The sequence below is a fragment of the Streptomyces sp. OR43 genome (assembly GCF_008042275.1).
In the GTDB taxonomy this organism is placed as follows: domain Bacteria; phylum Actinomycetota; class Actinomycetes; order Streptomycetales; family Streptomycetaceae; genus Streptomyces.
Genome location: NZ_RDBK01000043.1, coordinates 3,160,137 through 3,179,734, shown reverse-complemented (window position 1 = coordinate 3,179,734; position 19,598 = coordinate 3,160,137). Strand labels below are relative to the sequence as shown.

Sequence of the window (19,598 nt, the reverse complement as noted above, 5' to 3'; positions counted from 1 at the left end):
GCGGTGCGGGCGGGTGGTGCGCTCGGTCAGGCGATGACGCCGCGTGCCCGGAGGAAGTCGACGATCCGGCCGGCCGCCTGCTCCGGGGAGGCGGACGTGGTGTCGATCCGTACCTCGGGCGAGCGGGGTGGCTCGTAGGGCGAGTCGATTCCGGTGAAGTTCGGCAGCTCGCCGCGCCGGGCCTTCCGGTAGAGCCCCTTGGGGTCCCGTTCCTCCGCGACCGCGATGGGGGTGTCCACGTGGATCTCGCAGAACTGCTCGGGCCCGATGAGTTCGCGAGCCGCCTCCCGTTCCGCGCGGAAGGGCGAGATGAACGAGGCGATGACGATCAGGCCCGCATCGGCCATCAGCCGGGCGACCTCGGTGACGCGCCGGATGTTCTCCACCCGGTCGGCGTCGGTGAACCCGAGGTCGCGGTTGAGGCCGTGGCGGACGTTGTCGCCGTCCAGAAGGTAGGTGTGCGCGCCCAAGGCGTGCAGCCGGCGCTCGAGTTCGTTCGCGATCGTCGACTTCCCGGAGCCGGAGAGCCCGGTCAGCCACAGGATCTGCGGGCCGTGTCCCATCAGCTCCGTGCGCGCGCGTTCGTCGACGTCGACGGCCTGCCAGTGGACGTTGTCCGAACGGCGCAGCGCGTGCGCGATCATGCCGGCGCCCACCGTGCTGTTGGTCAGCCGGTCGATCAGGACGAAGCCGCCGGTGTCCCGGTTGGCGGTGTACGCGTCGTACGGCACCGGGCGGTCGAAGCTGATGTTGCAGACGCCGATCTCGTTGAGCGCGAGGGTGTTCGCGGCCGCCTTCTCCAGCGTGTTGACGTTGACCCTGTGCTTGGGCCTGGTGATCCGCGCCTGCACCGTCATGGTGCCGATCCGGCAGAGATACGGCCGCTCGGGCAGCATCTCGTCCTCGCCCATCCACACCAGGTGCGCCTCGAACTGGTCGGCGACACCGGGCAGGGCGTCCGCGACGGCGAGCACGTCCCCGCGGCTGACGTCGATCTCGTCGGCCAGCGTGATCGTGACGGACTGACCGGCCACGGCCTCCGTGAGGTCGCCGTCCCGGGTGACGATCCGGGCGACCGAGGACTCCCGGCCGCTCGGCAGGGCCCGCACCCGGTCGCCGGGCCGCACCGCACCGCTCACGATCTGTCCGGAGAACCCGCGGAAGTCGAGGTCCGGCCGGTTCACCCACTGCACGGGCATCCGGAACGGACGGGTGAGGAGGCCGTCGTCGATCTCCACGGTCTCCAGGTGCCCCATGAGCGTCGGGCCTTCGTACCAGGGGGTGTTGGCGCTGCGCTCGGTGAGGTTGTCCCCGAGGTACGCCGACATCGGGATGGCCACGACGTCGGTCAGCCCGGTCTCCTTCGCGAACCCGGCGTACTCGCCGACGATCCGCTCGAAGACCTCCTGCTCGTAGTCGACCAGGTCGAGCTTGTTGACCGCGAGCACCACATGGCGGATGCCCAGCAGCGACACCAAGTACGAGTGCCGGCGGGTCTGGGTGAGCACGCCCTTGCGGGCGTCGACCAGGATCACCGCGAGGTCCGCGGTGGAGGCGCCGGTGACCATGTTGCGGGTGTACTGCTCGTGGCCCGGGGTGTCGGCGACGACGAACTTGCGCTGCTCGGTGGAGAAGTAGCGGTAGGCGACGTCGATGGTGATGCCCTGTTCGCGCTCGGCGGCCAGCCCGTCGACCAGCAGCGCGAAGTCGAGGCCCTCGCCCTGGGTGCCCACCTTGCGGGAGTCGGCCTCCAGTGCGGTGAGCTGATCCTCGAAGACCAGCTTCGACTCGTAGAGCAGCCGGCCGATGAGCGTGGACTTGCCGTCGTCGACGCTGCCGCAGGTGATGAAGCGGAGCATGCTCTTGTGGGCGTGCCGCTCCAGGTACTGCTCGATGTCGCCGGCTATCAGATCGGTCGAGTGCGTCATCAGAAGTAGCCCTCCTGCTTCTTCTTCTCCATCGACGCACTGCTGTCGTGGTCGATGACGCGCCCCTGGCGCTCGGATGTGGAGGTCAGCAGCATTTCCTGGATGATCCCGGTCAGGGAGTCGGCGGTGCTCTCGACGGCCCCGGTGAGCGGGTAGCAGCCGAGCGTCCGGAACCGCACGCTCCTGAGCTCGGGTTCCTCCCCCGGCAGCAGCGGCATCCGTTCGTCGTCGACCATGATCAGCGCCCCGTCGCGTTCGACGACCGGCCGCTTCGCCGCGAAGTACAGCGGCACGATCGGTATCCGCTCCTGCCGGATGTACTCCCAGACGTCGAGTTCGGTCCAGTTGGACAGCGGGAAGACGCGCAGGCTCTCGCCGGGCGACCGCCGCGCGTTGTACATCCGCCACAGTTCGGGGCGCTGCCGCTTCGGGTCCCACCGGTGCCCGGGCGAACGGATCGAGAAGACGCGCTCCTTGGCCCGCGACTTCTCCTCGTCCCGGCGCGCGCCGCCGAACGCGGCGTCGAACCTGTGGAGGTCCAGGGCCTGCTTGAGCCCCTCCGTCTTCCACATGTCGGTGTGGGTGGCCGACCCGTGGGTGAACGGGTTGATCGACTTCTCCACGCATTCGGGGTTCTTGTGGACCAGCAGGTCCAGGTCCCCGGCGGCGGCGGTCTCGTCGCGCAGGGCGTACATCTCGCGGAACTTCCACGTGGTGTCGACGTGCAGCAACGGGAACGGCAGCCTGGACGGGAAGAACGCCTTCCGCGCGAGGTGCAGCATCACCGCGCTGTCCTTGCCGACCGAGTAGAGCATCACGGGGTTCTCGCTCCCCGCGACGGCCTCCCGCATGATGTGCATGCTCTCGGCCTCGAGCCGTTCGAGGTGGGTCAGGGTGGGTGTCATCGTCCGAGTACCCCCAGTGCGCGATCGGTCAGTTCGGGACGGCAGATCAGCAGGTCGGGCAACCAGGGGTTCTCCTGGTTGTAGTGGAGTCCGGATCCGTCGATCCGGGACACGTGGAGTCCGGCGGCGCGGGCGACCGCGACGGGGGCCGCGGAGTCCCACTCGTACTGGCCGCCGCAGTGGGCGTAGATATCGGCCTCGCCGCGCACCACGGCCATCGCCTTGGCGCCCGCCGAACCCATCTCGACCAGTTCGGCACCGAGCGCCTCGGCCATAGCCATCACCGGCGCGGGCCGGCGGGTGCGGCTGACGACCACGCGGGGAACGGCGGGCAGCGCGGAGAGCGGGGCGGCCGGGTCCGCCGTGGAGAAGGTGACGCCCAGTCCGGGCAGCGCGACCGCGCCGGCGACCAGCCGCCCCGCCTCGACGAGCGCGACGTGGACGGCCCAGTCGGACCGGCCCGGCTCACCGAACTCGCGTGTGCCGTCGAGCGGGTCGACGATCCACACCCGGTCGGCCGTCAGCCGGGCGCGGTCGTCGGCGCCCTCCTCGGAGAGCACCGCGTCACCGGGGAACCGCTCGCCGAGGGTGGCGGCCAGGTAGTCGTGCGAGAGCTGATCCCCCTCCTTGCGGATGTCGGCGGGATCGGCCCCGGCGCGTTCCCGGTCCGCCCGGTGCGCGAGCAGCAGAGCACCGGCCGCGGCGGCGATCCCGGCCGCGGCCCGCCCGTCGGCGGCGCGGCGGGAAGTGGCCCCGGAAGACGCGGAGAGCAGGGGTGATGAGGCGGCTGGGTTCGTCATGGACAGGACTGTAGCCCTAGAATGAACGTTGTTCAATCCATTCTGAACAAGGTTCATTCCTTGTTTTCTCCCACGGATACTGTGAGCTCATGAAGGAATCGAGCAGGAAGTCCGCCTACGGCGACCCGGAGGCGCGACGCCGGATGACGCTGGACGCGGCGGCCGCGTTGCTGGACGAGGGCGGATACACCGCGCTCACCATCCGGTCGGTGGCGCAGCGTTCGGGCACCAGCACCGGGCTGATCTACCAGTACTTCGCCGACAAGGAGGAGATCTTCATCGCTCTGCTCATCGAGAGCCAGATCGAGTCCACGGCCTTCGTCGAGGCACTCCCCCGGGACGGGGGCGTCGCGGCACTGATCGCCTCGGTGATCCCGCAGTCAGCCCGCCAATGGGGCCGGGTGGGCCGGCTGACCGCGACCTGGAGCGCGACCGAGGGAGACGCCCGCTACGACCGCACATCAGTCGTCGAGCTGCGCCATACGTCGCGGCTCTACGACGAGGCGCTCCACGCGGCGGTCATCGAGGCGGCGTCACAGGAGGGCCGCCGCCTCCGGGACGATGCCCCGCTCCTGCGGTTCGTGGTGGCGGGACTGATCGGCGTCTCCGAGACGCTGGTCAACAACTGGGCCCCGCACCTCGACCAGTCGGACCTCATCCATTTCGCCGCGGAGGCGATCACCCGGGGTATCACCGCACCGGGCTCGACGACGGATCAGCCGGGCTGACCGGCGGCCGCCCGGCTCCCGGGACCTGGGGCGGGGAGCCGGGATCAGGCGTTCCGGGCGTTCCGGGGTTCCGCGCGCGGCGACCGGGCGTTCCGGGGTGCCAGGCGTTCCGGGGTGCCAGGCGTTCCGTGCGGGGCGATCGGGACCCGTCGGTCCGCCACTCGCCCCGCACACCGGCACCCGTACAGGCGCCGGTACAGCCACCGGTCAGAAGACCGACTCGGCCTCGTGCATGCGGGCCACGGGCACGGTCTTGAGCTGGGTGACCGCGTCGGCCAGCGGCACCATCTCGATGTCGTTGCCGCGCAGGGCCGTCATCCGCCCGAAGTCGCCCCGGTGCGCCGCCTCCACCGCGTGCCAGCCGAAGCGGGTGGCGAGCACCCTGTCGTACGCGGTCGGCGTGCCGCCGCGCTGGACGTGGCCGAGGATGACCGGCCGGGCCTCCTTGCCGAGGCGGGTCTCCAGCTCGACGGCGAGGCGGTTGCCGATGCCCTGGAAGCGCTCATGGCCGAACTGGTCGATCTCGCCCTTGGCGTACGGCATGGAGCCCTCGGCCGGGTGCGCGCCCTCGGCGACGCAGATGACCGCGAACTTCTTGCCGCGCGCGAAGCGCTCCTCGACCATCTTGACGAGGTCTTCGACCTGGAACTTCCGCTCGGGCAGGCAGATGCCGTGCGCGCCGCCGGCCATGCCGGACTCCAGTGCGATCCAGCCCGCGTGCCGGCCCATCACCTCGACCACCATGACGCGCTGGTGGGACTCGGCCGTGGTCTTCAGCCGGTCTATGGCCTCGGTCGCGACGCCCACCGCGGTGTCGAAGCCGAAGGTGCGGTCGGTGGCCGAGATGTCGTTGTCGATGGTCTTCGGGACGCCGACGACGGGCATGCCCGCGTCGGACAGCATCCGGGCGGCCGTGAGGGTGCCCTCGCCGCCGATCGGGATCAGCGCGTCCATGCCGTAACGGCGGCTCAGCTCGGCACAGTTCTCCGCCGCTTCGCGCAGCCGGTCGCGCTCCAGGCGGGCGGAGCCGAGGATGGTGCCGCCGCGGGCGAGGATGCCGCTCACCGCGTTGAGGTCGAGGGGGCGGAAGTGACCGTCGAGGAGGCCCTTGAAGCCGTCCTCGAAGCCGATGACCTCATCGCCGTGACCCACTACGGCACGGTGCACGACCGAGCGGATCACTGCGTTCAGGCCTGGGCAGTCGCCGCCTGCGGTGAGAACTCCGATGCGCATCGTGCTGTATCTCCTGCTCGCTGGGGCCCGTCGTATGCCGTACGGGCCGGGGGCAACGGCATGATCCCCCGTACCGTGAGTCACGACGATTGTCCCACGTCACGTCCGCACCCCGCGCTTTCGGCTGCTCCATGGGCGGCCGGAGCAGCTCCCGCGGTGGCTACGACGGCTGCGACCAGGGACTTTCGCCCGGCGGGCGGCCTCTCGGTCCCCGCAGGTATCGTCAAACAGGCGATACCACTCGAACCGGACAACATACCGGACAAGAGATGACGGGAGAGCACGCGTGACGCGCAGCGTGTACGTGACCGGGATCGACCGGGGAGACGGCCGTCAGGTCGTCGATCTGGGAGTCATGGAGCTCCTGACGCGTCAGGTGGACCGGGTCGGGGTGTTCCGGCCCCTGGTCCACGACGACCCCGACCGGCTGTTCGAGCTGCTGCGGGCCCGCTACCGGCTCTCCCAGGACCCGGGGACCGTCTACGGTCTCGACTACCACGCGGCCTCCGCGATCCAGGCGGAGCAGGGTACCGACGAGCTCGTCTCCCGGCTCGTCGAGCGCTTCCACCGGGTGGCGGCGGACTACGAGGTCGTCCTCGTCCTCGGCACCGACTTCGCCGCCACCCAGCTCCCCGACGAGCTGGCCCTGAACGCCCGCCTGGCCAACGAGTTCGGCGCCTCGGTGATCGCGGTGGTCGGCGGCCAGGACCAGGACGCGGAGTCCGTGCGGGCCGAGACGCGCAACGCCTACCGCGCGTACGCCGGCCTGGGCTGCGACGTGCTGGCGATGATCGTGAACCGGGTGGCCTCCGCGGACCGCGAGGTGATCGCGGAGCGGCTCTCGGCCACGCTGCCGGTGCCCTGCTCCGTGCTGCCCGACGACCCGGCCCTCTCGGCGCCGACAGTCGCGCAGATCACCGCGGCACTGGACGGCACGGTGCTGCTCGGCGACGACGCCGGGCTCGCCCGGGACGCGCTGGACTTCGTGTTCGGCGGCGCGATGCTGCCGAACCTGCTGAAGGCGCTGACGCCGGGCTGCATGGTGGTGACGCCCGGGGACCGCTCGGACCTGGTGGTCGGCTCGCTCGCCGCGCACAGCGCCGGGACACCACCCATCGCGGGCGTGCTGCTGACGCTGAACGAGCGGCCGGGCGAGGAGATACTCACGCTGGCCGCGCGCCTCGCGCCCGGCACCCCGGTCGTCTCGGTGGCCGGCGGCTCCTTCCCCACGGCCGGGGAGCTCTTCGCCCTGGAGGGCAAGCTGAACGCGGCGACGCCGCGCAAGGCCGAGACCGCCCTGGGACTCTTCGAGCGACATGTCGACACGGCCGCGCTCCTCGACCGGATCTCGGTCGCCCGCAGCGGCCGGGTCACGCCGATGATGTTCGAGCACGAACTGCTGGAGCAGGCCCGCGCGGACCGCCGTCGGGTGGTGCTGCCGGAGGGCACCGAGGAACGGGTGCTGCGCGCCGCCGACGTACTGATGCGGCGCGACGTCTGCGACCTCACCCTGCTGGGCGACCCCGACGTGATCCGCAAGAAGGCCGCCGACCTCGGTATCGACCTGGCGAGCACCCAGCTGATCGACCCGCAGAACTCCGAACTGCGCCAGACCTTCGCGGAGCGGTACGCACAGCTGCGCGCCCACCGCGGCGTGACGGTCGAGCTCGCGTACGACGTCGTCTCGGACGTCAACTACTTCGGCACCCTGATGGTCCAGGAGGGGCTCGCGGACGGCATGGTCTCCGGAGCCGTGCACTCCACGGCGGCGACGATCCGGCCGGCCTTCGAGATCATCAAGACCAAGCCCGATGCCTCGATCGTCTCGTCGGTGTTCTTCATGTGCCTCGCCGACAAGGTCCTGGTGTACGGCGACTGCGCGGTCAACCCGGACCCGAACGCGGAGCAGCTCGCGGACATCGCCGTGCAGTCCGCGGTCACCGCCGCCCGCTTCGGCGTGGAGCCCCGGATCGCGATGCTCTCGTACTCGACGGGCACGTCGGGGTCGGGCGCCGACGTCGACAAGGTCCGCGAGGCGACGGACCGGGTGCGCGCGAGCCGGCCGGACCTGATGATCGAGGGCCCCATCCAGTACGACGCCGCGGTCGAGCCGAGCGTCGCCGCGACGAAGCTGCCCGGCTCCGAGGTGGCGGGCCAGGCGACGGTCCTGATCTTCCCGGACCTGAACACCGGCAACAACACGTACAAGGCGGTGCAGCGCTCGGCGGGCGCCGTGGCCGTCGGACCGGTCCTCCAGGGACTGCGCAAGCCCGTCAACGACCTGTCCAGGGGCGCGCTCGTCCAGGACATCGTCAATACCGTGGCCATTACGGCGATCCAGGCACAGGGCGAGGAGCGACCCGCATGACCACCCCGAACACCGCAGCCACCACCCCCGGGGCGAGCCGGGTACTCGTCCTCAACTCCGGCTCCTCCTCCGTGAAGTACCAGCTCCTCGACATGCGCGACCACACCCGGCTCGCGTCCGGGCTGGTCGAGCGGATCGGCGAGGAGACATCCCGCCTCGTCCACACCCCGTTGGCCGGCAGCGGTGGCGAAAGCCGTGAGCGCACCGGCCGGATCGCCGACCACGACGCGGCCCTCAAGGCCGCCGCCGAGGAGCTGGCCGCCGACGGACTCGGGCTGGACTCCCCCGAACTCGCCGCGATCGGCCACCGGGTGGTGCACGGCGGGCTGCGCTTCACCGAGCCGACCGTGATCACGGACGAGGTACTGAAGGAGATCGAGCGCCTGGTGCCGGTGGCGCCGCTGCACAACCCGGCGAACATCACCGGTATCCGTACGGCCCAGGCGCTGCGCCCCGATCTGCCGCAGGTGGCGGTCTTCGACACCGCGTTCCACACGACGATGCCGGAGTACGCGGCGCGGTACGCGATCGACGTGGAGACGGCGGACGCCCACCGGATCCGCCGCTACGGATTCCACGGCACCTCGCACGCGTACGTCTCCCGCAAGGCGGCCGAGCTGCTGGGCAGCGCACCGGAGGACGTCAACGTCATCGTGCTGCACCTGGGCAACGGCGCGTCCGCCTCGGCGGTGGCGGGCGGCCGGTGCGTGGAGACCTCGATGGGACTGACCCCCTTGGAAGGGCTGGTCATGGGTACGCGTTCCGGAGACATCGATCCGGCGGTCACGTTCCACCTCAAGCGGGTGGCGGGCATGTCGGCCGACGAGATCGATGAACTTCTCAACAAGAAGAGCGGTCTGGTCGGCCTCTGCGGGGACAACGACATGCGGGAGATCAGGCGCCGGGTCGACGAGGGCGACGAGCGGGCGGCGCTCGCCTTCGACATCTACGTGCACCGGCTGAAGAAGTACATCGGCGCCTATTCGGCGGTCCTCGGCCGGGTGGACGCCGTGGTGTTCACGGCGGGGGTCGGTGAGAACTCGGCTCCCGTACGCGAGGCTGCCATCGCGGGTCTGGAGGAGCTCGGCCTCGTGGTGGACGCGGATCTCAACGCCGTACGGTCCGGCGAACCCCGGCTGATCTCGCCGGACTACGCACGGGTCGCGGTCGCCGTGGTGCCGACGGACGAAGAGCTGGAGATCGCCGGCCAGACCTTCGCACTGGTCGACAACTGAGCACCCCCGCGCCCCTTTGTATCTTCCACCAGACGGAATATTCCGCAGCGAAACAAACCGATAGGATCCGCCTCATGCGCCGTTCCAAAATCGTCTGCACCCTCGGTCCCGCCGTCGACTCCCATGAGCAGCTCGTCGCTCTGATCGAGGCCGGCATGAGCGTGGCCCGATTCAACTTCAGTCACGGTTCCCACGCGGAGCACCAAGGTCGTTACGACCGGGTCCGCAAGGCCGCCGCCGAGACCGGGCGGGCGGTCGGCGTGCTCGCCGACCTCCAGGGCCCGAAGATCCGCCTCGCGAAGTTCGCCGAGGGTCCGGTCGAACTGGTCCGCGGGGACGAGTTCGTCATCACCGCCGAGGACGTCCCCGGGGACAAGTCGATCTGCGGCACGACCTACAAGGGTCTGCCCGGCGACGTCACCAAGGGCGACCCGATCCTGATCAACGACGGCAACGTCGAGCTCAAGGTCGTCTCCGTGGACGGCCCCCGCGTCCACACCATCGTCATCGAGGGCGGGGTGATCTCCGACCACAAGGGGATCAACCTGCCGGGTGCGGCGGTCAACGTCCCGGCCCTGTCCGAGAAGGACATCGACGACCTGCGCTTCGCCCTGAAGATGGGCTGCGACCTGGTCGCGCTCTCCTTCGTGCGGGACGCGAGCGACGTCAAGGACGTCCACAAGATCATGGACGAGGAGGGCCGCCGGGTCCCCGTCATCGCCAAGGTCGAGAAGCCGCAGGCCGTCGAGAACATGGAGGGCGTCGTCGCGGCGTTCGACGGTGTGATGGTCGCCCGTGGCGACCTCGCCGTCGAGTACCCGCTGGAGAAGGTCCCGATGGTGCAGAAGCGCCTCGTGGAGCTCTGCCGGCGCAACGCCAAGCCGGTGATCGTGGCGACCCAGATGATGGAGTCGATGATCACCAACTCGCGCCCGACCCGCGCCGAGGCGTCCGACGTCGCCAACGCGATCCTGGACGGCGCGGACGCGGTCATGCTGTCCGCGGAGTCCTCGGTCGGCGCGTACCCGATCGAGACGGTCAAGACGATGTCGAAGATCGTCGTCGCCGCCGAGGAGGAGCTGCTCTCCAAGGGCCTCCAGCCGCTGGTGCCGGGCAAGAAGCCCCGCACCCAGGGCGGTTCGGTGGCCCGCGCGGCCTGCGAGATCGCGGACTTCCTGAACGGTGAGGCCCTGGTCGCCTTCACCAAGTCCGGCGACACCGCCCGCCGCCTCTCCCGCTACCGCGCGGCCCAGCCCATCCTGGCCTTCACCACGGACGAGTCGACCCGCAACCAGCTGGCCCTCAGCTGGGGCGTCGAGGCCTACGTGGTCCCGCACGTGGACACCACGGACGCGATGGTGGACCTGGTCGACGCGGAGCTGCTGAAGCTGGACCGCTACAGCAACGGCGACACGATGGTCATCACGGCCGGCTCGCCTCCCGGCATCCCCGGCACGACCAACATGGTGCGCGTGCACCACGTGGGCGGCCAGAGCCGCGACTGACGGCGTCCGCCCCGGACATGACGGTGGGCCGCATCCCGAGAGGGATGCGGCCCACCGTCGTTGTGCGGCTCCCGAACGGGTCCGGGGTGTGTCAGGCGCCGTCCTGGGTGAAGTAGTTCTGCAGACCGGGCACCTTCAGCGTCCCGCCGAACTGGCCCGCCTGCTTCAGCTTCACGTTGGTGAAGAACGCGAACGGCACGTTCAGCGGCGGCGGGGTCTGAGGGCTGAAGGTGATCGGGATGAGACCGAAGAGGTTGCCCTTCAGCTCGTCCGTGTACATCGTCACCTCGCCGTCGCGGATGGTGGACGTGGAGCCCTTCCGCGCCTTCACATGGCCCGTCACGCCCGGCATCGGGCCGACGGTCAGCTGGTGGAGGTCCTTGATGTCGATGGAGGAGGCGGTGAACTTCAGCACCTTCTTCGTGCTGCCGTCGCCCTTCTCCACCTCCACGATGCCCTTGTAGTCGAGCCCGGCCAGCGTCAGCAGCGAACTCTCCAGGACCCACGGCTCGTTCGGGAGGCGGGGGATGCCCTGCTCCAGATCTGCCGCGGCCAGGGCCTCGGGGTCGGCGGTCGGACACGGGAAGGCGGGCTTGGCGCCGTCCGGTATGTCCTCGTCCGCCTTCGGGTCGAGACCCTTGACGTCCTCGTCGAGCTCCTCGACCGGCTTGCCGGCCTTGTCCGCCGCGTCACGGATGGCGTCGGCGGTCTTGTCGACCGTGTCCTTCGCCGCGTCCGTGGCCTTCTCGACGGGCTGGTCGGCGGCCTTCTCCGTGGGCTCCGCGGTGGCGGACTTCGAGGGCTCCGGGGTCGCCGTGGTGGCGCTGGGGGACGGGCTCGCCGTCTCCTTGTCCGGTCCGTCGAAGAGGTCCTTGAGCGCGTCGCCGAGGCCCAGCGGGTCGAGCGGGTTCGTCGACTTCGTGGGGGTGGGACTCGGGCTCGCCGTGGCGGCCGGCGCGTCGGCGCTCGTCTTCGCCGTACCGGCCGGCGCGTCGTCCGTGGCACTCGCCGACGCCGACGGGGTGGCCGTGGGCTCCGGGGTCGCCTCGTCGCTCGTGTCCGGCGCGGGCTTGCCGCTCTCGGAGGCCGACGGGGACGGCGTCTTCGACGCCGAGGGCGAGGGCTCCGCCGACTCGCTCGGCTCGTCGGAGCGGGTCACACAGGGGCCGGGGGCGAACGGGATGTCCGTGCTGTCGTCGGCCATCGCGAGCTTGGGGGTGAGTCCCAYCCCSACGAAGACGGCCGTCGGCATCGCGGCGAGCGCGAACGCCTTCTTGCCGGAGGGCATGTGCAGCTTCGTCAGCAGCGACTTCCTGGGCGCGGCGTGCCGCGGCCCTCGTCGCTCGTCGAGCCCGCCCTCGCCCAGGGCGTTCACCTGCCTGTCGTCACCCCGCACGATGCCTCCCGCCGTCGGCCTCGACTGTCGTGTCGTACGGAGCCGGCTGCTGCTCCGGGACGCCCATCCCGTGGAACGCGCCCTCCGGATGGACCGGGGCGTGCGGGTCCTTCGCGAAGGGGAAGCCGTCCGGTGCTTCCGCGCCGAGCAGCTCCGGCTCCTCCGCCTCGCCGAGGAGGCCCTGGTCCGGCTCGGCCTGGTCCGTCTTCGGCTCGCCCGGGGCCCAGGACACGGAGAGCGCGCCACCGAGCAGGGCGAACAGGAAGCCGATGAGGAAGCCGCCGATGTTGGCGACGGGTATGGAGATCAGCGCCAGCAGGATCGCCGCGACGCCGGCGAACACGCGGACGATGCTGTGGAACCACATCGTCAGGCCCAGCGTGACGAGCAGGACCCCGATGATGAGCGATCCGGCGCCCGCGGTGGTGGACATGGCCAGCGTCATGTTGCCGAGGTGCATGTTCGCGTACGGGAAGTACGCGATGGGTACACCGCCCAGCATGGTGAACAGGCCCGCCCAGAACGGCCGGTTACCCCGCCAGGTGCGGAAGTTCCGCCGGTAGACGCTGAGGTAGTGCTCGTTCTGCCCTTGGGATTCGGGGCTCATGGAAAACAGCTCCCTGGAACCGGTACTGCTGTGAGAAAGAGAAGGGTGGGCGGCCGGGGTCCGCTGCGACGCGTACCCCGGCCACCCGGGCGAGTGCTTAGTAGCACTCCTTGACGCCCTTGTGGAGCTTCAGCGACAGGTCGGGAAGCTTGAACGTTCCTGCCGTGGTGGCCCACGCCTGCTGACGAACGTCCGACAGCTTGGCCTCGTCGGCACGCTGCGAGAACCCGTACGGGTTGGCCTGGGTGCCGGGCTGGATGCCGATGCTCCCGGGCCGGTCCTTCTTCAGCGAACCGGCAGCCACACCGATGTCGATGTTCTTGAACTCGGCGTCCGCGTCGAGCTGCGACACGTCGAGGTACAGGTCCTTGGCGTAGACCTTGTCCTTGCCGGTACCGGCGTTCAGCTGCAGCGTGATGCTGCCGAGGCCGAACGGCAGGTCGGGCGTGACGACCGACTGGCACATGTTCGTGATGGTGGCCTCGCTGAACCCGGACACGGCGACCGGAGCCGCCTGGTCCTTGCCCTTGAGGTCCTTGCCCGTCGCGACACTGCCGTACTGGACGAAGTTCTGGCCGACCAGCTCATCCGCGCTGACCTTGAACTCCTGGCCGGACACGCTGAACGACGCGGCGAGCGCGCCCTGTGCCAGGCCGACACCCACCGCGGCGGTGGCTATGACGCTCGGCACCATGACGACAGCGAAACGCTTCCATCTCGTGCCACCGCGAACCTGGGAACTCATACTTTTCCTCCTTCTCGGACGTACATCTCCGGCCTGGCATCCTGCCCGACCTGGGATGGGAGAAGTGCTACGTCCTCGGGAAGGAGAGCGCCTGCGGACGGGGCTTGAACCGCGCCCGAATCACCGGCGATCACCCCCGAGCGACAACCACTGGCCACGCGTTCGCGCAACCTGTTTCGGACAGGCCCTGCCGGTCAGCAGGAACCCCCCTGTCCGGAATCGGCGCCACTGCCGCCGATCCACTCGGTGGGGACCCAACGGAGCCGCCGCACCGACTGGCAGCCGGACTGGCGTTATTGGACCGAGCGTGGCCGATCGTGGTCCATTCGCGGCCGTGACACAAGGGGGTTCGTTACTCACTAGTAACGGCCCGATAACCGACCCACGACCGGGCGGCACCGAGCGGCCACACAGGGTTGCCCCGACCCGGCAGACGAAAGCCACCATTGGTGAGCGAAAACGGACACATCGCAATGATCGATTTACTGCGAGTAACAGGGTGTCCTTTTATCAAGATTTGGTAAAGCGGAGGGGTCTTTTAGCGCCTGAACGCGAAAACGGCCGTGACCCCCATCGGGGGCCACGGCCGGGTTGTCAGATCAGAACAAGACGCGCGCGAGGGCGGTGCGCGCGGCGCCGACGCGCGGATCGTCGGGGCCGATCACCTCGAAGAGCTCCAGGAGACGGACCCGTACGCGGTCCCGGTCGTCGCCGAAATTGCGGCGGACCGTCTCGACGAGGCGCCCGAACGCGTCCTCGACATGACCGCCGACCAGATCCAGGTCGGCCGCGGCGATCTGCGCGTCCGCGTCCCCCGGGTTCTCGGCGGCGTCCTTGCGGACCTGGTTCGGGTCCATCTCCTGGACGCGGCCCAGCAGTTCCGCCTGCGCGAGGCCCAACTTGGCCTCGCTGTTGGCAGGGTCGTCGGACAGGACGTTCTTGTACGCCTGGACGGCGCCGGCGAAGTCATTCGCGTCCAGCGCCTGCGCGGCCGCCTCAAGCAGCGCGTCGTACGGTCCCGCCGGGGCCTCGGGGGCCTGGGCGGCCACCTCCGGGCCCGCCGCGTCCCGGTCGACCGCGATACCGGTGAGGCCGAACCGCTCCTCGCCGACCTGGATCAGCTGGTCGAGCGTCTCGCGGATCTGGGACTCGGGGGCCGCGCCCTGGAAGAGGGGCAGCGCCTGTCCGGCGACGACGGCGAAGACGGCCGGGATCCCCTGGATCCCGAACTGCTGCATCAGCATCTGGTTGGCGTCGACGTCGACCTTGGCCAGGACGAACCGGCCGTTGTACTCGTGGGCCAGGCGCTCCAGGAGCGGGCCCAGCTGCTTGCACGGCTCGCACCACTCGGCCCAGAAGTCGATGACGACCGGGACCTCGGCGGAGCGCTGGAGGACGTCGTTCTCGAAGCCCGCCTCATCGACGTCGATCACGAGGGAGGACGGGGGCACGGCTGCGGGGCCGCCCTGCCGGGCGGACTCGGCACGGGCCTGCTCCGCCTTCACCTTGGCCTCACCGGCCGCCTTCACCGCGGCGAGGTCGACGACGCCGCTCATGGACATGTTCCTAGGCTGCATACGTACATCCTCCCCCCTCGGCACACCGTTCCGGAAAGCGATACGGGAACCGCGTCCGTCCGCTGCCCCCGCCGGTGTGCGAGGTGCACGGACAGACACGGTCCGAGGACCCCTGAAAGGCCCGGTTCGGCGCCCGGTCCCCACCCGGCGCCTGTGGCTGTAGCTCGTTCGCAGCGCCACGACGGCAGGACCGTCGTTCTTACGCTACGACCCGTAGCGTAACTGGCCCCCGCCCTCGATGCACAAGAGTGTTCGGTGATCTGTCTCACGGGGCACGGGGTCGGCCGGTTCTGGCTACTGGCGGGTATGGTCGCGGGATGCTGAGCCGCAGCCACCCCAAACCCTCACGAACGGGACGTCCGCGCAGTGTCGCGGCCGACGAGGCGATCCTTGAGGCCACCAGAGCCTCGCTGGTCGACCTCGGCTGGTCGAAGCTGACGATGGGTGATGTGGCGACGCGCGCGGGGGTCGCCAAGACGACCCTGTACCGGCGCTGGGCGGGCAAGAACGAACTGGTCGTGGACGCCGTCGCGGTGCTCTTCGACGAGCTGGAACTGCCGGACCTGGGCAGCCTGTCCGCCGATGTGCAGGCGGTGGTGCTGCAGTTCGCCGCGCTGCTGGAGCGGCCGGAGACCCAGACCGCGCTGATGGCGGTGGTCGCGGAGTCGACGCGCGACGAGGCGCTGCGGACCCGGATCCGCGACTCGATCGTGAACCGGCAGAAGCGCCTCGTCCTCCAGGGCCGGCAGCGGGCGCAGGAGCGCGGCGAACTGCCCGCCGAGCAGGACGAGGCCACGGCGGCGCTGACCGCCGACCTGATCTTCGATGTGATCGCCGGTGCGGTGGTCCACCGGGCGCTGGTGAGCGCCGAGCCCGTCGACGAGGACTGGGCCCGGCGCTTCACGCTGCTGCTGCTCGCGGGGCTGGGCGCGGCCGCGGCGGGGTAGCCGGCCGGGCACGGGCCCCGCCGGGCCGTCAGAAGCCGGGCGGCTCCGTGTAGGTGCCCCACTCCTCGCGCAGCACCCCGCAGATCTCGCCGAGGGTCGCCTCCGCGCGTACGGCGTCGAGCATCGGCGCGATCATGTTGGAGCCGTCGCGGGCGGCGGCCAGCATCGCGTCCAGCGCGGCGGTGACCCGGGCGTCGTCGCGGCCCTCCTTGCGGCCGGCGAGCTCGCGGACCTGCTCGCGCTCGACCTCGTGGCTGACGCGGAGGATCTCCAGGTCGCCGGTGACCGAGCCGTGGGCGACGTTGACGCCGACGACCCGCTTCTCTCCCTTCTCCAGCGACTGCTGGTACCGGAAGGCGGACTCGGCGATCTCGCCGGTGAACCAGCCGTCCTCGATGCCGCGCAGGATGCCGGAGGTCATCGGGCCGATCGGGTGCTGCCCGTCGGGGTGGGCGCGGGTGCCGCGCTCCCGGATCTGGTCGAAGATCTTCTCGGCTTCCGCCTCGATGCGGTCGGTGAGCTGTTCCACGTACCAGGAACCGCCCAGCGGGTCCGCCACGTTGGCGACGCCGGTCTCCTCCATCAGCACCTGCTGGGTGCGCAGCGCGATCTCGGCGGCCTGCGCGGAGGGAAGCGCCAGGGTCTCGTCGAGGGCGTTGGTGTGCAGGGAGTTGGTGCCGCCGAGGACGGCGGAGAGGGCCTCGACCGCGGTCCGTACGACGTTGTTGTACGGCTGCTGGGCGGTGAGCGAGACACCGGCGGTCTGGGTGTGGAAGCGGAGCCACTGCGCCTTGTCGGTCTGCGCGCCGTACGTCTCCTTCATCCAGCGGGCCCAGATGCGGCGGGCGGCGCGGAACTTGGCGATCTCCTCGAAGAAGTCGAGGTGCGCGTCGAAGAAGAAGGAGAGGCCGGGGGCGAAGGTGTCGACGTCGAGGCCGCGGGACAGGCCCAGCTCCACGTAGCCGAAGCCGTCGGCGAGGGTGTAGGCGAGCTCCTGCGCGGCCGTGGCCCCGGCCTCGCGGATGTGGTAGCCGGAGACGGAGAGCGGCTTGTAGGCGGGGATGTCGCGGGCGCAGTGCTCCATCAGGTCGCCGATGAGGCGCAGGTGGGGCTCGGGCTGGAAGAGCCACTCCTTCTGTGCGATGTACTCCTTGAAGATGTCCGTCTGGAGCGTGCCGTTGAGCACGGCGGGGTCGATGCCCTGGCGCTCGGCGGCGACCAGGTACATGCAGAAGACGGGCACGGCGGGGCCGCTGATCGTCATCGATGTCGTGACGTCGCCGAGCGGGATGTCCTTGAAGAGGACCTCCATGTCGGCGGCCGAGTCGATGGCCACTCCGCAGTGACCGACCTCGCCGAGCGCCCGGGGGTCGTCGGAGTCCCGGCCCATGAGCGTCGGCATGTCGAACGCGACGCTCAGTCCGCCGCCGCCCGCGGCGAGGATCATCTTGTAGCGCTCGTTGGTCTGCTCGGCGTTGCCGAAGCCGGCGAACTGGCGGATGGTCCAGGTGCGGCCGCGGTACCCGGTCGGGTGCAGGCCCCGGGTGAAGGGGTACTCGCCGGGCCAGCCGATCCGCTCGAAGCCCTCGTACGTGTCCCCGGGGCGGGGGCCGTACACGGGGTCGACCGGGTCACCGGAGAGTGTGGTGAAGTCCGCGTCACGCTTGCGGGCCTTGTCGTAACGGGCCTGCCAGCGTTGGCGGCCTTCCTCGATCGCGTCAGCGTCCATGCCACCAATTTACTAGGACGTCCTAGTAAATGTCGATGACAAACCGCCCGGTGCTCGGCACGGGGCGGTTCGGGTGGAGCGGTCAGGCGTTCGCGGGGGCCGCGGGCGCCGCGTCCGCGAGCAGCGGCTCGACCTCGCGGACGACCTTGCGCTCGACGAAGAACGCGGCCGTCGGGATCGTGCCGGAGAGCAGCACCCAGGCCAGCTTGCCCATCGGCCACTTCGCCTTGGAACCCAGGTCGAAGGCGAAGATCAGGTAGATGATGTACAGCACGCCGTGGATCTGGGAGACGACGAGGGTCAGGCCCTCACCCTTGTCGAAGCCGTATTTGAAGATCATGCAGACGCAGAGGATCAGCAACATGACGGCGGTGACGTAAGCCATCACCCGATAGCGGGTCAGCACACTGCGTTTCATGCCATCGAGCGTAACCGGCCGCCCGGGGCGATCTTGCAGCGGGCCCGGGGCCGGAACAGACCCTCTCAGATCTCCTCGAAGTCCTGGGCCGCGATGCGCAGCGGACGCAGTAGCGCGAAGATCTCCGCGCACTCCTCGGCGTCGTACACGCCGAGTCCGAACTCCATCGCGACCAGGTCCTGGGTCGCGGACTCGACGACCTCGCGGCCCTTGTCGGTGATGGAGGCGAGCGTTCCGCGGCCGTCGTTCGGGTTGGGGCGCTTGTCGACGAGACCGGAGCGCACCAGCCGGTCCACGGTGTTCGTGACCGAGGTCGGGTGGACCATCAGCCGCTCACCGATCTTGGACATCGGCAGCTCGCCGGCCTTGGAGAAGGTGAGCAGCACCAGCGCCTCGTACCGCGCGAAGGTCAGTCCGTACGGTTTGACGACCGCGTCGACCTCGGCGAGCAGGATCTGCTGCGCCCGCATGATCGAGGTGATCGCTCCCATGGAGGGCACCGGACCCCAGCGCTGCTGCCAGAGCTCGTCGGCGCGGGCGATGGGATCGAAGGGAAGGCTGAGGGGCTTCGGCACGGCCACGACCTTACCCATGAGGAACTTTCCGCTCCTCCCCGTCTCGAACTTCGGTCCGAATCCCGAATGGGGTGGGGATGGGCGGAGCCCCCGGCCGGCATTTCGGCAGGGGGCTCCGTACGTGCGTGGGGCGGCGTCAGTCCGCGAGGTAGCGCTCGACCGTCTCGACCTTGGAGGTCAGACCGTCGGTGACGCCCGGGCGGATGTCGGCCTTGAGGACGAGGGAGACCCGTCCGGCGCGCGCCTCGACGGCCGCGACGGCGCGCTTGACGACGTCCATCACCTCGTCCCACTCCCCCTCGACGGAGGTGAACATGGCGTCCGTGCGGTTGGGCAGCCCCGACTCACGGACCACCCGGACCGCGTCGGCGACGTACTCGCCGACGTCCTCGCCGACACCCAGCGGGCTGACGGAGAAGGCGACGATCATGCGCTGACCGTGCCTTCACGGCGGGCCCGGGCGGCGATGACGCCGTCGGCCTCGTAGCGCTTCAGGACCTTGTCGCCGTACAGACCGCCGAAGGGCAGGACGCAGAGCAGGAAGAAGAACGCGACGCGCTTGAGCGGCCACTTGGTCTTCGCCCAGACGTCCAGCAGCGCCACGACGTAGATCACGAAGAGCACGCCGTGCAGCATGCCGAGCGGCATCATCAGGAAGTCGATGTCGGAGACCCGGCTCAGCACCGAGCCGAAGAGGATCAGCGCCGGGAACGAGAGCGCCTCGGGAATCGAGATGAGGCGCAGCCGGTGCAGGGCGGTAGCGGTCTTGATGTCCACGGGGGCACCTTCGGTGGGAGGACGGTGACAGCTTGTGAACGCAGGCACAAGCGGCCCCCATTGTGGCATCGCCGCCCGCGGCGTCCGGCGGCGGGGGCGGGCCCGCGGCGCTCGTTCCGTAAGAG

Annotated in this window: 18 protein-coding genes; 5 read left to right on the top strand and 13 right to left on the bottom strand. The window is 70.0% G+C overall.

Translation table 11 applies throughout. From position 1 onward, the window contains the following. Positions 1-26: 26 nt before the first annotated feature. Genes cysN through EAO72_RS33410 form a run of 3 tightly spaced genes read right to left on the bottom strand, consistent with a single transcriptional unit; the run spans position 27 to position 3,633 of the window. On the bottom strand, positions 27-1,928 hold the full coding sequence (gene cysN, locus EAO72_RS33420) for a sulfate adenylyltransferase subunit CysN (protein WP_148020786.1): 1,902 nt from the start codon (positions 1,926-1,928) through the stop codon (positions 27-29). Beyond that, positions 1,928-2,833: a sulfate adenylyltransferase subunit CysD gene (cysD, locus tag EAO72_RS33415; protein ID WP_148020785.1), complete on the bottom strand. Its 906-nt coding sequence runs from the start codon at positions 2,831-2,833 to the stop codon at positions 1,928-1,930. The genes cysN and cysD overlap by 1 nt, the downstream gene beginning before the upstream one ends. Further along, on the bottom strand, positions 2,830-3,633 hold the full coding sequence (locus EAO72_RS33410; protein WP_148020784.1) for a 3'(2'),5'-bisphosphate nucleotidase CysQ: 804 nt from the start codon (positions 3,631-3,633) through the stop codon (positions 2,830-2,832). The genes cysD and EAO72_RS33410 overlap by 4 nt, the downstream gene beginning before the upstream one ends. Positions 3,634-3,722: 89 nt before the next feature. Here EAO72_RS33410 and EAO72_RS33405 point away from each other — a divergent pair, with 89 nt between their 5' ends. Further along, complete coding sequence (locus EAO72_RS33405) at positions 3,723-4,361, top strand: TetR/AcrR family transcriptional regulator (protein WP_148020783.1); 639 nt, start codon at positions 3,723-3,725, stop codon at positions 4,359-4,361. 207 nt (positions 4,362-4,568) lie between these two features. Here EAO72_RS33405 and EAO72_RS33400 read toward each other — a convergent pair whose 3' ends face one another. Beyond that, complete coding sequence (locus EAO72_RS33400; RefSeq protein ID WP_148020782.1) at positions 4,569-5,594, bottom strand: ATP-dependent 6-phosphofructokinase; 1,026 nt, start codon at positions 5,592-5,594, stop codon at positions 4,569-4,571. A 286-nt stretch (positions 5,595-5,880) separates the two neighbouring features. Here EAO72_RS33400 and pta point away from each other — a divergent pair, with 286 nt between their 5' ends. From pta to pyk, 3 genes are all read left to right on the top strand, one after another. Continuing rightward, positions 5,881-7,962, top strand: coding sequence for a phosphate acetyltransferase (pta, locus tag EAO72_RS33395; RefSeq protein ID WP_148020781.1), 2,082 nt, complete (start codon positions 5,881-5,883; stop codon positions 7,960-7,962). Next, on the top strand, positions 7,959-9,197 hold the full coding sequence (locus tag EAO72_RS33390; protein ID WP_148020780.1) for an acetate kinase: 1,239 nt from the start codon (positions 7,959-7,961) through the stop codon (positions 9,195-9,197). The genes pta and EAO72_RS33390 overlap by 4 nt, the downstream gene beginning before the upstream one ends. A 74-nt stretch (positions 9,198-9,271) precedes the next feature. Further along, positions 9,272-10,702 carry a pyruvate kinase gene (pyk, locus tag EAO72_RS33385; protein WP_148020779.1) on the top strand — a complete coding sequence of 477 codons (1,431 nt, stop codon included), beginning with the start codon at positions 9,272-9,274 and terminating at the stop codon, positions 10,700-10,702. Between the two features lie 91 nt (positions 10,703-10,793). Here the strand turns inward: pyk and EAO72_RS33380 are convergent, their stop codons facing one another. The 4 genes from EAO72_RS33380 to EAO72_RS33360 all read right to left on the bottom strand — a co-directional run bounded on the left by EAO72_RS33380 (position 10,794) and on the right by EAO72_RS33360 (position 15,012). Further along, on the bottom strand, positions 10,794-12,098 hold the full coding sequence (locus EAO72_RS33380; RefSeq protein ID WP_148020778.1) for a hypothetical protein: 1,305 nt from the start codon (positions 12,096-12,098) through the stop codon (positions 10,794-10,796). After that, positions 12,088-12,705 carry a DUF6114 domain-containing protein gene (locus tag EAO72_RS33375; protein WP_148020777.1) on the bottom strand — a complete coding sequence of 206 codons (618 nt, stop codon included), beginning with the start codon at positions 12,703-12,705 and terminating at the stop codon, positions 12,088-12,090. The genes EAO72_RS33380 and EAO72_RS33375 overlap by 11 nt, the downstream gene beginning before the upstream one ends. Positions 12,706-12,802: 97 nt before the next feature. Beyond that, entirely contained in the window at positions 12,803-13,450 is a 648-nt protein-coding gene (locus EAO72_RS33370) for a DUF6230 family protein (RefSeq protein WP_148020776.1), read from the bottom strand. Positions 13,451-14,049: 599 nt separating this feature from the next. Continuing rightward, complete coding sequence (locus tag EAO72_RS33360) at positions 14,050-15,012, bottom strand: tetratricopeptide repeat protein (protein WP_148020775.1); 963 nt, start codon at positions 15,010-15,012, stop codon at positions 14,050-14,052. A gap of 332 nt (positions 15,013-15,344) precedes the next feature. Between EAO72_RS33360 and EAO72_RS33355 the strand changes: the two genes are divergently transcribed. Then, complete coding sequence (locus tag EAO72_RS33355; RefSeq protein ID WP_148020774.1) at positions 15,345-15,974, top strand: TetR/AcrR family transcriptional regulator; 630 nt, start codon at positions 15,345-15,347, stop codon at positions 15,972-15,974. Positions 15,975-16,002: 28 nt separating this feature from the next. Here EAO72_RS33355 and EAO72_RS33350 read toward each other — a convergent pair whose 3' ends face one another. From EAO72_RS33350 to EAO72_RS33330, 5 genes are all read right to left on the bottom strand, one after another. Beyond that, positions 16,003-17,703, bottom strand: a complete 1,701-nt coding sequence (locus tag EAO72_RS33350) for an acyl-CoA mutase large subunit family protein (protein ID WP_148020773.1) — start codon at positions 17,701-17,703, stop codon at positions 16,003-16,005. A gap of 82 nt (positions 17,704-17,785) precedes the next feature. Then, a complete protein-coding gene (locus EAO72_RS33345; protein ID WP_148020772.1) occupies positions 17,786-18,121 on the bottom strand; it encodes a DUF3817 domain-containing protein in 336 nt (111 codons plus the stop codon). A gap of 65 nt (positions 18,122-18,186) precedes the next feature. Continuing rightward, complete coding sequence (locus tag EAO72_RS33340) at positions 18,187-18,696, bottom strand: MarR family winged helix-turn-helix transcriptional regulator (protein ID WP_148020771.1); 510 nt, start codon at positions 18,694-18,696, stop codon at positions 18,187-18,189. Positions 18,697-18,832: 136 nt separating this feature from the next. Then, positions 18,833-19,126: an MTH1187 family thiamine-binding protein gene (locus EAO72_RS33335; protein ID WP_014048385.1), complete on the bottom strand. Its 294-nt coding sequence runs from the start codon at positions 19,124-19,126 to the stop codon at positions 18,833-18,835. Further along, complete coding sequence (locus EAO72_RS33330) at positions 19,123-19,473, bottom strand: DUF3817 domain-containing protein (protein ID WP_148020770.1); 351 nt, start codon at positions 19,471-19,473, stop codon at positions 19,123-19,125. The genes EAO72_RS33335 and EAO72_RS33330 overlap by 4 nt, the downstream gene beginning before the upstream one ends. Positions 19,474-19,598: the final 125 nt, after the last annotated feature.